General features: G+C 45.9%; 11 protein-coding genes. All 11 read left to right on the top strand.

Going from position 1 to position 12,959, the window contains the following annotated elements; all coding sequences use genetic code 11:
• Positions 1–29 precede the first annotated feature (29 nt).
• The 11 genes from JRF57_08015 (at position 30) to JRF57_07965 (ending at position 12,684) form a co-directional block, all read left to right on the top strand.
• The gene (locus JRF57_08015) at positions 30–950 is read left to right on the top strand and encodes a MoxR family ATPase (GenBank protein MBW2303641.1); all 921 of its coding nucleotides are present in this window, start codon (positions 30–32) and stop codon (positions 948–950) included.
• A complete protein-coding gene (locus JRF57_08010) occupies positions 928–2,100 on the top strand; it encodes a VWA domain-containing protein (protein ID MBW2303640.1) in 1,173 nt (390 codons plus the stop codon). Before JRF57_08015 ends, JRF57_08010 begins: the two co-directional genes overlap by 23 nt.
• A 137-nt stretch (positions 2,101–2,237) precedes the next feature.
• Positions 2,238–3,707, top strand: coding sequence for an MCP four helix bundle domain-containing protein (locus JRF57_08005; GenBank protein MBW2303639.1), 1,470 nt, complete (start codon positions 2,238–2,240; stop codon positions 3,705–3,707).
• 66 nt (positions 3,708–3,773) lie between these two features.
• Positions 3,774–5,204, top strand: coding sequence for a sigma-54-dependent Fis family transcriptional regulator (locus JRF57_08000; GenBank protein MBW2303638.1), 1,431 nt, complete (start codon positions 3,774–3,776; stop codon positions 5,202–5,204).
• A gap of 726 nt (positions 5,205–5,930) precedes the next feature.
• A complete protein-coding gene (locus JRF57_07995; protein ID MBW2303637.1) occupies positions 5,931–6,359 on the top strand; it encodes a response regulator in 429 nt (142 codons plus the stop codon).
• Between the two features lie 19 nt (positions 6,360–6,378).
• On the top strand, positions 6,379–8,058 hold the full coding sequence (locus tag JRF57_07990; GenBank protein MBW2303636.1) for a two-component sensor histidine kinase: 1,680 nt from the start codon (positions 6,379–6,381) through the stop codon (positions 8,056–8,058).
• 65 nt (positions 8,059–8,123) lie between these two features.
• On the top strand, positions 8,124–8,555 hold the full coding sequence (locus JRF57_07985) for a response regulator (protein ID MBW2303635.1): 432 nt from the start codon (positions 8,124–8,126) through the stop codon (positions 8,553–8,555).
• 94 nt (positions 8,556–8,649) lie between these two features.
• On the top strand, positions 8,650–9,033 hold the full coding sequence (locus tag JRF57_07980) for a response regulator (protein MBW2303634.1): 384 nt from the start codon (positions 8,650–8,652) through the stop codon (positions 9,031–9,033).
• A gap of 115 nt (positions 9,034–9,148) precedes the next feature.
• On the top strand, positions 9,149–10,729 hold the full coding sequence (locus JRF57_07975; protein ID MBW2303633.1) for a DASS family sodium-coupled anion symporter: 1,581 nt from the start codon (positions 9,149–9,151) through the stop codon (positions 10,727–10,729).
• A 30-nt stretch (positions 10,730–10,759) separates the two neighbouring features.
• A complete protein-coding gene (locus JRF57_07970; GenBank protein MBW2303632.1) occupies positions 10,760–11,956 on the top strand; it encodes a response regulator in 1,197 nt (398 codons plus the stop codon).
• A 287-nt stretch (positions 11,957–12,243) separates the two neighbouring features.
• Positions 12,244–12,684 (top strand): response regulator, encoded by a 441-nt coding sequence (locus tag JRF57_07965; protein MBW2303631.1) that lies wholly within the window; start codon positions 12,244–12,246, stop codon positions 12,682–12,684.
• Positions 12,685–12,959 lie beyond the last annotated feature (275 nt).

Raw genomic sequence — 12,959 nt, 5'->3', positions numbered from 1 at the left:
TTGAGAAAACAGGAGACACCGATTTCGTTATGGGAACTTTCAGGCATTTTCAATCCATTGACCAGGTGGAAGAGGAACTTGCCGGCGCCAGGTATATCGCTGACCGGTCGCTGGCCACGGTGCTTTTCCTCTCTTACAGACTTCAGAAGCCCGTGTTCCTGGAGGGGGAACCGGGGGTGGGGAAGACCGAGGTGGCGGTCGTGATGGCCCGGTTGTTCGAAACGGAGCTCATTCGGCTCCAGTGTTACGAGGGGCTGGATGCCTCCGCTGCCCTTTACGAATGGAACTATCCCAAGCAGCTTCTTCATTTGCGACTCGAGGAGCAGGGAACAAAGAGGAAGGAGGAGATTGAGCGGACCCTTTACGGGCCGGAGTTTCTCATCCAGCGGCCGCTTCTTCAGGCCGTCATGGGTGCCGATCATAAACCCCCCGTTCTCCTCATTGATGAAATCGACCGGTCCGACGAGGAATTCGAAGCCTTTCTCTTGGAAATCCTGGCTGATTTCCAGGTCACGATTCCGGAAATCGGGACCTTCAAGGCCAGGGAACGTCCCCTGGTGGTGGTAACTTCCAACCGCACCCGGGATGTGCATGACGCCTTGAAAAGGCGCTGCCTTTACCATTGGATCGACTACCCGTCGTTCGAAAAGGAACTGCGGATAGTCAAAACGCGGCTTCCCGGAATCGACGAGGCCCTGGCCCGTCAGGTGACCCGATTCATGCAAAAGGTGCGGTCCCTGGACTTTCTTAAAAAACCCGGGGTGTCGGAAACCCTCGACTGGGCCCGCGCCTTGATCGCCATGGAGCGCAGGGAACTGGACCCGGAGGTGGTCCGGGAGACCCTCGGATGTATCTTAAAATACCAGGACGACATCCGGATGTTTGAACGGGACATCTGGCAGGATCCTGAGAAGCGGGGTGAATACCTTGAGCCCGATTCCGACGGCTGATAACGGAAACCTCGCGGAACGCATCGTCGCATTTTCGCACTATCTGAGGGACCGGGGATTCCGTGTCTACGCCTCAAACGTCCTGGGGGCTTTGCAGGGACTGCAGGCGATAGACATCGCTGAGAGGAGGGATTTTTTCTCTACACTGCGGACCCACTTCGTATCCAACGATACGGAATGGGCCCTTTTCGGGGAGTACTTCGACAGTTTCTGGAAGGGGATACCAGCGAAGGGGGTCCAGGAGGCGGAACAGGAACCTCAACTCCCTCCCGACCTTACCGAGATGCCCGCGGGAGAGGTGATCCCGGATACCAACCCCCCAGGGACGGAGACCCTGGAAGAGCTTCCCGAAAAGGAGATCCTCGAAGGAGCCACCTACAGCCCTATCCCCAGCCTGGAAAAGCGGGATATCGCCACCTTCAGCAAGCGGGATATCCGGGTCGCCCAGCTTCTTATGAAGTACCTCATCTCTCTTTTCAAGGTTTCCACCGGAAGGCGCACAAGGAGATCCAGGAAACCGGAGAATATCGACTTTCGGAGGGTAACGGCCAAGAGCTTGAAGACAGGGGGAATCCCGTTCAAGCTCTATTACCGGAAAAAACGGAAACGGCCGAAGAAAGTGGTGGTGCTGGCCGACGTGAGCGGATCGATGGAGCGTTATGCTCACTTCGTGATCCCTTTCGTCCTGGGCCTGCGTGGTGTGGGATCCAAGGCAGAGGTGTTCCTTTTTTCTACTTCCCTCTCATGTGTTTCTCCATACATGAAAAAGTTCGGTCTGGACCGGGTCCTGGAAATCATGTCAAGGGAAGTACCCGATTGGTCGGGGGGGACGCGCATCGGGCACAGCCTGCGGCAATTCAACGAGGAGCACGGGGACCGGCTGCTCAACAGAAGAACAGTCATCGTCATCCTCAGTGACGGCTGGGATCTTGGTGGAAGACAGATCCTGGTGAGTGAAATGGCGAACTTGAAGCGGCGTGCGAACTGTATTCTTTGGCTGAATCCCCTCCCGATCCATTCCGCGTCCTACGTCCCGGCCAAAGGGATGCGGGCGGCCTTGCCCTTCGTCGATTATTTTCTTCCCGCCGACAGCCTGGAGAGTCTCCGGAAGGTCGGGAGGACCCTGTCCAACATCCTGGCGGAGAAGTAACCGGATTGTATTGTCAGGTATAGCCTGATTTTAAGGATTATTGTCCCACCTTGTCTTGTGAGATCGATTTGCTTATACTTCATACATGAGAACGAAAGTCCTATTATCTGTTGAATAAAGACTATAGGGTTTGGTGAATGTGGAAAAAAATTAGCCTGCGCGTCCGAATTTACGTGACTTTGACTGCCTTGGTGTTTGTCACATTTGCGGGCGGTTTGGTGATGGTATGGTACACTTATCAGATGGAAGATCTTTTGAGTTCTATTATTGATAAAAATATGGAAGTCTTCCAGACAGCCGGAGAATTAGAGGTTGCTTTGGTGAACCAGAAGGGATTCGTTTCCTATTACTTTCTGGATGGTGATCCAGATTGGCTTAGGCAATTAGGAATGTATCGCAGGATTTTTACAGAGCAGCTTCAAAAGGCGCGTTTCCTCGTTGAAACTCAACAACAAGAAGAGTTCGTCAAACTGATCGAGTCAGAATATTCTAGCTATGTAACCTTAAAGGACCAAGTCATCGCCAATTACAAGGCAGGCAGGCGGGAAGCCGGTGCCAGGCTCCATAAAGAAGTACGGAATCGCTTTTTCAAAATCCTTCAGCTATGCGAAGAATTTAAAGATTTTCAAGCGGAGAGAACCGAAGGAGCAATTGACAGAAGCCATGCCCAGGCCGAAAATCTCAGACTTATAGCGGGGACGGCCATGTTGATTGTCCTGTTTCTTGGTGTGCTCATGGCCTTTGTTCTTGTAAACCAAATTTTAGGTCCGGTGCGCAGATTGGCCTTGGAGGCGGATCGAGAAGGTAACTCACAAGAACCAGAAGATGAAGTCAAAGCACTCAGTCGAAGTGTTCATGGTTTGATTGAGGATATGTACCGCACTTATTCTGAACTCGAAAAGAGTCGTGAACATCTTTTACAGGCCGAAAAGATGGCCCTTGTTGGCAAATTGGCAGCAGGCATGGCTCATAGCATTCGGAACCCACTTACTTCTGTTAAGATGAGATTGTTTTCCTTGGGACGGAACCTTGATTTGTCTGCTCCTCAAAAAGAAGATTTTGAAGTGATCTCCGAAGAAATTCGTCACATAGACACTATTGTCCAAAATTTCCTTGAATTCTCCCGGCCGCCCAGACTCAAGATGCAGAGGGTTAGTCCTTCAGATGTGGTAGACTTGGTAATTCAGTTGATGCAACACCGCCTTGAATCTTATGAGGTGGAAATAAGGCTCAACAGGGAACGTGTTCTTCCGGAAATCCTGATCGATCCCGAGCAGTTGAAGGAAGTCCTTGTCAATATCTTGATAAATGCATGTGAAGCAATGCAGAAAGGTGGATCAATCGTCATTCATGAGGAAGATAGTTACAGTTCTTCTTTGGGGCAGGTGGCCGTGATTCGATTGACCGATAATGGCCCCGGCATCCCGGAATCAATCCGGGATAAGGTGTTCCAGCCCTTTTTTACCACCAAAGAGGAGGGGACAGGCTTGGGCCTGAGTATCGCAGCCCGAATAGTGAGAGAGCATGGTGGACGTTTGGAACTCATGTCAAATGGAGATGAAGGAGCCACTTTCGTAATTGTACTCCCTGTAAAACCCATCAAATAATGATGTCTGCTCATAAACCCAAACTATTCAAAAATAAGGATACTTGAGAAATGAAGGGGGCCGACTTTGAGCAAGATCTTGATCATCGACGATGATGACCAGTTGCGGAGGAGCTTTGAGAAGCTTTTGGCCGAGGAGGGGTATACCGTGCAGAGCGCTGCCTCTGGAGAAAAAGGCCTCAAACTGATCTGTTCCACTGTTCCTGACCTGGTCATCCTTGACATGCGCCTTCCGGGAATGAATGGATTTGAAACCTTTCAACGCATTCATAAGATCGAACCAAAGTTACCTGTGATAATAATGACCGCTTACGGCACGACTGAAACCGCCATAGAGGCCACAAAAATGGGCGCATTCGATTATATACTCAAACCATTTGACATACCTGAAATGTTGGTAGTAATCGGACAGGCTCTTGAAGCCGGTCGTTTTATGCGATCGCCCGTAGAGATGGACGTTATTCCTGAGAAGGCTTCCAGAGAGGCAATAATTGGCAGGAGCAAACAGATGCAGGATGTTTACAAGGCAATTGGGCGGGTATCCTCAACGGATGCAACGGTGCTTATTCGGGGAGAGTCCGGTACCGGCAAGGAACTGGTTGCTCGGGCCATTTACCAGCACAGTCTCAGAGCAAAAAGTCCTTTCATGGTGATCAACTGCGTGGCGATCCCGGAGAATTTGCTTGAAAGCGAACTGTTCGGTTACGAAAAAGGGGCCTTTACAGGGGCATCGCATCGCCGTTTGGGAAAGATCGAACAGGCCCACAAGGGTACGGTTTTCCTTGATGAAATTGGCGACATGCCATCCAGTATCCAAGCTAAGATACTGAGATTACTCCAGGAAAAAAGTATCGAGCGATTAGGGGGGCAGGAAACCATTCCGGTGGATGTGCGAATTATTGCCGCAACTAACAGGGACCTGGAAAAGGCTCTTGTTCAAGGTCGTTTCCGTGAAGACCTCTATTACCGGCTCAAGGTAGTCACAATATGGCTTCCTCCCTTGCGCGAACGGGAGGGTGATATACCACTCCTCACAGAATATTTTCTTTCCCGATATGCAGCGGAAGTGGGTGTTGACAATCCCGGTATAACAGAAGAGGCTATGGAAATTCTCAATACTTATTCGTGGCCGGGCAACGTTCGGGAACTTGCCAATACCATTCAAAAAACTTTGATATTCAACCGCGGGGCTCCAATCTGCCGCGAAGATATCCTTCAGGCCATCACCGGGGAACACCACGGAACAAGGATTGGCTGCGAGACTACTGATGAATTGATTCGGCGATGGGTGCGTGAAGTGCTCACCTCTCAACCCGAGAGCAACGTTTTTGACGCATGTATGGATCACTTTGCTGGCATACTAATTAAGGAAGCGTTAAATCTGACTAGCGGCAACCGCTCCCGTGCCGCCAAACTCCTTGGCCTCTCCCGCCCGACCCTCCACTCCAAAATCGAAAAGTATCGCCTCAAATTCGAGATATCAGTTCGGGAGGAATGATCTCGGTTTCAGATTCAGGGATCCGGACAATATCATTAGATAGCTGAGCCATTTTCAAAACGTTTCAGCTTGTTCAAAGTCAAGCTTTCGACCTGGAGAGGAAAGCGGGAATTTTAATCACATGAATACATGGAGTATTTCCAGGATTAAAAATTAAGCCTAGCTGTCCGCGTCTGCCTGTGTGTGTCGCTTTTGTCAGTATGCAGAGACGAACATGCAGGCGCAGAGATTGAACAAAATGTGGTGTTTGGAACTAAGTTCATATATTTGATTTTTTACATTCTGTAAAAAATATGGACAGCGATTTTCACATTAATAAAGCAACGATAATTCTGACAGGCTAAAATATCGTTAAATATCAACACGTTGAATGTTGCCATCCCAGAAAAGCTCACCGGCACACCCCTTGCTTCTCCAATACTTCTATATAGGGTAGTCTGGTGTCCATCCATAAATGAGAAAATTTGTGCAAGGTCAAGCCTCCGGCCCGTAAGGCCTACGCCCCGGAGGGGAAGGCGAAAATTTTAACCGCAGGAATACATTGAAGTATTTTGAGGATTAAAATTTGAGCCTGACGCAGAGATTGCGGAAATTGGCCATTTATGGATGGACACTAGTCTAAAATATTTCATTTCATCTTAGGCCGTACGAAAAACGCAAAAACGCCCCGCCCGGGGGTATTGCTTCGGAATTTGAATGATTTTTGAATAATTAACAGGCAATTCCATGAGGAAAGTGAGATTCACAATTTTGGTAGCAGATCGAAATCCTCATGTCCGTGATTTTTTAAGGCGTGAAATGACGGTGGAAGGGTATCAAGTTCGTGTGGCAAAAAACGGTATGGAGTTGCTAAGATGGATTTACCGCCATGAGCCCCTTGATCTCCTTATACTGGATCTTGATTTGCCAGATGTAAGTGAACTTGAAATTTTGGAGAAGCTTCAGGACCGTATTCCCACCTTGCCAGTGGTGATTCATAGTTTTGTCCCAGTCTATATCAATCATCCGGGTATTTCGAGTTTTGCTGCCTTTGTGGAAAAGAGTGGAAACAGTATAGAGAAGCTCAAAAAGATAGTGTGTGAACTTCTAGAAAAATCAAAATATCGGCGGATTAAAACCCTAAGAAGCAACAAATCGGTAACTCCTGGATCTTGATATGGATCAAGCTAAAAATATGAATAGTGATTATTATCGGTCACTGGCCCGGAACATGTTCTTAATCATAATTATCGTGTCTTTCACACCCATGATTCTGGCCAGTGGGATTTTGATTTATGAGTTCAACATTTCTTATCATGAAAAGGTTTATGCTCATCTGAAAGAATTGGTTCAAAAACATAAACAAAACATTGATAGTTTTCTTAGGGAAAAACTGGGAGATATTCGGTCTATGGCTAAGACCTTTAGTTACGAAGAAATGATGGACCAATCTTTTCTTCGGGACAGGTTGGAAACCCTTCAGACCGAGTATGCCCCCGTTTTCGTGGATCTTGGAGTCATAAATGCTAGAGGGGTTCAGGTCGCTTATGCTGGCCCTTTTAAATTAAGAAAGGCTTTATATTACAATGCTGATTGGTTCCAAAAGGCTATGAGAAGGGAGTATTTCATCAGTGATGTTTTTTTGGGCCTCCGCGGCCTGCCTCACTTCATTATAGCAGTAAGGGAAAATTGGAAAGGAGAGCATTGGATATTGAGGGCTACCATAGACTTTGGAGCCTTCAACAACCTTGTAGAGAATATCCGTATCGGTGAAACTGGATTTGCTTTTATTCTGAATAGACAAGGAGAATTTCAGACTAAGCCTCTTCTGGAGATTGTACCGAGAAAGGGACCTTATATAGACCTTTTAAAAAGTTGGAAGAAAAACAAAGATGACATAAGCATTATTGAAAGACCGGATGACTCCGGTAATAAGAATATCTATGTGGTAGCCTTCCTTAAGAACGGCGACTGGCTTTTAGTTTATCAGCAAAATGCCTCTGATGCCTTTTCCGATTACCATAAGGCATTAAAGATGACTTTTGCAATTATAATGCTGGGTGGTATCGCAATCATAACCATGTCGTTTATTCTCTCAAGAACAATGGTCAACCGTATTGCCAAAGTGGATCGTGAGAAACAGATGATGAATGATCAGGTTGTTGAAGCGGGAAAACTGGCATCCGTCGGTGAACTGGCGGCCGGTATAGCTCATGAGATCAACAATCCTGTGGCTATTATGGTTGAGGAAGCTGGTTGGATCGAAGATCTATTGGAAGATGAAGAATTCCATGACAGTGAAAATTATAATGAATTTAAAAGGTCATTAAAGCAGATTCATGTCCAGGGGATGCGCTGCAAGGAGATAACTCACAAATTGCTAAGCTTTGCAAGAAAAACAGACTCAACAATCCAGGATGTCAAAGTAAATGACCTCATTGAAGAGGTGGTATCGCTTTCATCCCAAAGGGCGAGATATAGCAATGTAACTATAAATACAGATCTTCAAAGGGATTTGCCTTCTATCCGAATGTCCATATCAGAGTTGCAGCAGGTGCTTTTGAACCTAATCAATAATGCCCTTGATGCCATGGAGAATGCTGGGGGCTCCATAGATGTAAGGACTCGATTAAAAGGGGATTATATCGAGATAGAGGTATCTGACAATGGTCCTGGGATTCCAAAGGCCAATCTGACACGAATATTCGACCCCTTCTTTACCACAAAACCGATCGGTAAGGGAACCGGCCTGGGATTGTCTATTTGCTATGGCATTATCAAAAAACTTGGAGGAGAAATAGAAGTCCATAGCATCGTTGAAGTGGGAACCACATTTCATGTGTGCATTCCTATAGCAAAAGATAGCAATATATGAAGGGATTTCTCTAATCAGAGTGGAATGGTAAAAATGAAGGAGCTTTTTTGAAAGGAGAACAATATATGCCTAATGCAAATGTACTTCTAGTCGACGATGAGGTTCCATTTGTGGAAGCGATGACAAAGCGTTTGGCCAAAAGAGAACTCAATATCATCTCTGCCGTTAGTGCAGAGGAGGCTTTGAATAGGCTCGAAGAGGATAGAAGTATTGAAGTCGTTATTCTTGATGTCAAGATGCCAGTTATGGATGGCATTGAGGCATTGCGGCTGATCAAAGCGAGATATCCTCTAGTGGAGGTCATCATGCTTACCGGTCACGGATCGGTCGAATCAGCTATTGAAGGAATGAAACTGGGCGCCTTTGATTACTTGATGAAGCCTTGTGACATTGATGAGCTTGTCTCTAAGGTAGAGGAAGCGGCTATCAAGAAGAGGCAACATGAAAACAAGATCATCGAAGCGCGCATGAAGGAGATTACAGGCAGACGTACTTAGGAGAAAAATCGTGTCTGAAAAGAAAGAAAACTCTAAATCTGACAGGTCTTGGACTGGAAGTGATCTGATGGGAACTTGCGCCGGGCGGACGGACATGCATGCTGGGAGAATTAGGCTTTTACTTGTCGATGATGAAAAAGGTTACACAAATGTGCTCTCCAATAGGTTGGGTAAGAGGGGAATTGATGTTAAAAAGGCATTCAGCGGGTCTGAGGGTATTCAGATTCTTCGAAGTGAGGATTTTGATGTGGCGGTTTTGGATCTTAAGATGGAAGACATGGATGGCATCGATGTTTTGAAGATATTCAAGAAAATAGACCCGCGGATGAAGGTTATTATGTTGACTGGCCACGGCTCAGAAAAGGCTGCCAGAGAAGGCATTGCATTGGGTGCATATGATTACCTGACCAAGCCTTGTGAACTTGATGATTTGCTTGCAAAGATCAGGGAGGCCTATCAAGAACGAAAGCGGATATAACTCTCTAATCCGTCATTTGACCTGTAAAACCTAACGGTACACGAAAGTGGCATCTTGCTGCTTTATGAAATTTAATTAATCTATGGGCTAAAATGCATCCTGATTTGGAGGAAAAATGTTTTTTAGAACTAAAGGATTCCAGCTCTGTTTGGCATTTATACTTGGGATTGTTGTTCTGCTTTTGCCCAGACCTGAAGGTACTAAATTCCGAATAACTGGTGATGAGGACCGGATGCTTTTCCGGAGCGTAAGTCAAAATTTCAAAATGGCTACTACCCATAAGGATTACAAAAAGGGTTATATATTAGAGGTAAAAGATCCAAGAAACCCTGTTTCCACAGGCTTATTCCTGCGTGAGAAAGCCATCAAATTAAAATTGACCGGAGTTAAAATTGATTATCTCAATGGTCTCTCCCCAAAGGCCAAAAGATTCCTAGCTGTTTTGGTGGTATTGGTCTTTCTTTTTGTTGTCGAGCCCATCCCACTTGAAATTACGGCAATTTGTATAGGCATTTTTCTTGTCATTATGCGTATCTGTGATGTCAGAGATGCCTGGGCTCCTTATATGCATCCGGTCGTGGTTTTTATCATGTGCTGCCTTATATTTGCAATTTCGTTGGACAAGGCAGGCCTTACAAAACGAATCGGATACTTTATCATTAGAAAAGCCGGAACCAGTGTCACTAGATTCACCTTTATCCTATCCGTGGGTCTTGGAATTGCATCGTCCTTTATGCACGATGCTGCGGCTTGCGCCATCGGCATTGTGACGATGCTTCCCTTGATGAGGGCCGCCAATATAGAGCCTCATACCAGGACGGCAAAATTTATGATGCTCTCTCTGCCCTTCGCCTGTTCATGTGGTGGTATGGGAACCCTGGTGGGAGGCGGAAGGAATATGGTGGCGGCTGCTTTTCTCAAGGAGTTTACGGGGATAGAGATCACATTCCTGGACTGGATCAAGTTTGCCATGCCGGTAGCCTTGATAACCGTTCCTGCTGCGGTAGCAGTGGTTTATTTCGTATTTCGCCCCGATTCGAAATATAAGTTGCCACAATTCGACGAAGATCTGGGTTCTTGGACTTCTCTGGAAAAAAAGACCGTTGTAATTGTAGCTTTGACATTTCTGCTATGGCTCACAAAAAATTTTCATGGTATACACTACTCTGTAACCGGCATGTTAGGTGTGGCAGCCCTTGTGTTTTCAGGCGTCTTGAAGTGGGAGGATATTCACGCCGACCTAGAATGGGGAACAGCTCTTTTTATTTTTGGGGGTGGCATATCCCTTGGCTTGGCCATGGGTTACTCTGGAGCTGCAGAGTACTTTGCCAACCTCTTTTTCCCATTGGTGCAGGGGGGAGGTTGGCTGCTTCTTTTCATTGGTGTAGGGGCCTTCGGGGCCTTGGTTACAAATGCAATGGCCAACGTGGCCGCAGCGGCCCTGATACTCCCCATCGTGATCCCTATGGCACAGCTTGAAGGGGTTGACCCAAGAGTCATAGCTCTTTGCCTTGGTATGGCCACTTCATTCGCCATGCTCCTGGTGATCGGATGTCCGCCAAATGCTATTTCTTACAGTTACCGTTATTTTAAGGCATCAGACCTAGCAAAGGCTGGAGCTATAGCTACTCCTGTCCTGTTGACAATACTGGTACTGGTAGCAGCCGCGTGGTGGAGGGTGCTTGGCCTAGTGTAATTTCAGCGGCAAAGCGTTGGAGAAGCGAGGATGATCATGCAAGAAATGCGGCTTCTTCTAGTTGACGACGAAGAGGATTTTCGGCAAACTATCGCCAGGCGCCTGATAAAAAGAGGCCTTCTGCCTGAAGAGGCGTCAACTGGAGAAGAGTGCCTCTCCATTTTAGAAAAGAAACCTATGGATGTGGTGGTACTGGATGTTAAGATGCCAGGCATGAACGGGATCGAAGTACTTCATCATATCAAAACGAAATTCCCTCGGACCGAGGTCATACTCCTGACTGGTCATGCGACGACACAGGATGGGGTTGAAGGCATCAAATCGGGTGCCTTTGATTATCTAAGTAAACCTATAGAATTGGAACATCTTTTTAGGAAGATAAAACAAGCCCATGAAAAAGTCTGCAGGGAAGAAGAAAAAATCAGAGATGCTGAATTTAGAGAAAAGATGGAGCAACAGATGATTGCGACTGAAAGACTCGCATCCTTGGGAACTTTGGCAGCTGGTATCGCACATGAAATAAATAATCCTCTCGCTATTATCAATGAATCGGTTGGCTGGATGAATCTCCTCTTAAAAAGAGAAGAAGCGGCAGATATACCTTTCAGATGCGACTTAAAACGGGCCTTGGATAAAATTGAAAAAAGCATTGTAAGGGCTAGAAAGATTACGCACCAGTTATTGGGATTTGTTGGAAAAGACGATTTTGCGTTAACTGAGGTAAGTTTGGCCGAGTTGGTGGATGAGGCTTTATTACTTGTAAGTCGTGAAGCGATGAACAAGGAAATTGAAATTGTCAGGGATATTGATGCTTCTCTGCAGACCATATGGAGCGATCCGTACCGGTTGAGACAAGTTTTGGTCAATATATTAACAAATGCGGTTCACGCGACTGGTCCTGAAGGTAGGGTGAGAATAATTGTTGAAGATATGGACCAGGAAGTTTTGCTTAAGGTGCGTGATACTGGGGAGGGAATCCCCAAGGAAAATCTGGATAAGATTTTTGAGCCATTTTTCACTACAAAAAATCCCGGTCAAGGAACAGGTTTGGGATTATATGTCTCTCGCGGCATCATCGAAAGATTGGGAGGACGAATCGATGTTAAGAGCGAACTTGGTAATGGAACTACCTTTTGTGTCCGACTGCCAAAAAAAAATAGAACAGATGAAGTGCAAACTCAAATTGGCCGGGATGATTTGATGGATAAAATAAACAAATATCAGTAGTGTCCGGTTAAAGGAATATTCACCTTTTTACTGGACACGAGTTGTTGCAATGATTTCAAGTCGATTCCATTTGAAACCAGTTAAAAAGCTTTTATATTCAGCTAGTTATATCCTTTGCTCATCGAATTAACCGGACACTACTGAACAAATATAACTGTTCAGTGAATTGAACCAGGCATATTGCGACCTATTAATCCTAACGCCACAAATTTGTATCCTGGTATACTCAAGAAGATATATCACAGTAGGTATAGAAAATGTCGAGATTTTAAAGGAGTTGAAATACCATGATAAAAATACCAATTCGGGTGCTTATAGTCGATGATGAGAAAGATTTCGTGGAAATGCTTTCTCTAAGATTGAAAGAGGTAGGAGAAAAAGTTACGACCGCTTATAGTGGCAAAAAATGCCTCGAAATACTCGAAAAAAAAGACGTTGATGTGGTCATCCTTGATATAAAGATGCCCGGTATGGATGGTATTGAGACTTTAAGGGAAATAAAGAAGAGATTTCCATTGATAGAAGTCATCATGTTGACAGGGCATGGTACTACCGAAACTGCTGTTGAAGGGATGAAGTTGGGCGCATTCGACTATCTTTTGAAGCCAGCTGACTTCAAAGATTTGATGACAAAATTGGAGGGTGCTCGAAAGAGAAAAGATGACCAGGAAGAGCGCATTAGAAGAGCAGAGGCCAAATTCCTTATGAGAAAAAGCGGAGATATATAGTGCAATGGGCATATATTTTTAACTTTAACTGGGAGCAGGTGGAAGACTGTCAGGCTCCCTTTTGATGCCCCAACCTTGAAATGGGAGAAATCCCTAGTCTTAAGGCTGAGACTTCAGTTGGATCGTCTTTTTGAGTAGAGTTCAAGGAGTCCAGGGTTCGGGTGAGAAATCGAGATTTAAGGAAAAATGATCTTCACTCGACCCCTCGACCCTTGAAGCTATCGACTTCAGCCGATAGTAGTTTACTTTCTGCCTTGGAGGCTTGATTTTTATCT

It is taken from the genome of Deltaproteobacteria bacterium (assembly GCA_019310525.1).
Lineage (GTDB): Bacteria > Desulfobacterota > DSM-4660 > Desulfatiglandales > HGW-15 > JAFDEE01.
This window is presented reverse-complemented; position numbering and strand designations above follow the sequence as displayed.

Coding starts and splice junctions, on each gene's coding strand:
- JRF57_07985 (MBW2303635.1), top strand. CDS start 8,124: ATGCCTAATGCAAATGTACTTCTAGTCGACGATGAGGTTCCATTTGTG.
- JRF57_07995 (MBW2303637.1), top strand. CDS start 5,931: ATGAGGAAAGTGAGATTCACAATTTTGGTAGCAGATCGAAATCCTCAT.
- JRF57_08005 (MBW2303639.1), top strand. CDS start 2,238: ATGTGGAAAAAAATTAGCCTGCGCGTCCGAATTTACGTGACTTTGACT.
- JRF57_07990 (MBW2303636.1), top strand. CDS start 6,379: ATGAATAGTGATTATTATCGGTCACTGGCCCGGAACATGTTCTTAATC.
- JRF57_07975 (MBW2303633.1), top strand. CDS start 9,149: ATGTTTTTTAGAACTAAAGGATTCCAGCTCTGTTTGGCATTTATACTT.
- JRF57_07965 (MBW2303631.1), top strand. CDS start 12,244: ATGATAAAAATACCAATTCGGGTGCTTATAGTCGATGATGAGAAAGAT.
- JRF57_07970 (MBW2303632.1), top strand. CDS start 10,760: ATGATCATGCAAGAAATGCGGCTTCTTCTAGTTGACGACGAAGAGGAT.
- JRF57_08015 (MBW2303641.1), top strand. CDS start 30: ATGGGAACTTTCAGGCATTTTCAATCCATTGACCAGGTGGAAGAGGAA.
- JRF57_07980 (MBW2303634.1), top strand. CDS start 8,650: ATGCATGCTGGGAGAATTAGGCTTTTACTTGTCGATGATGAAAAAGGT.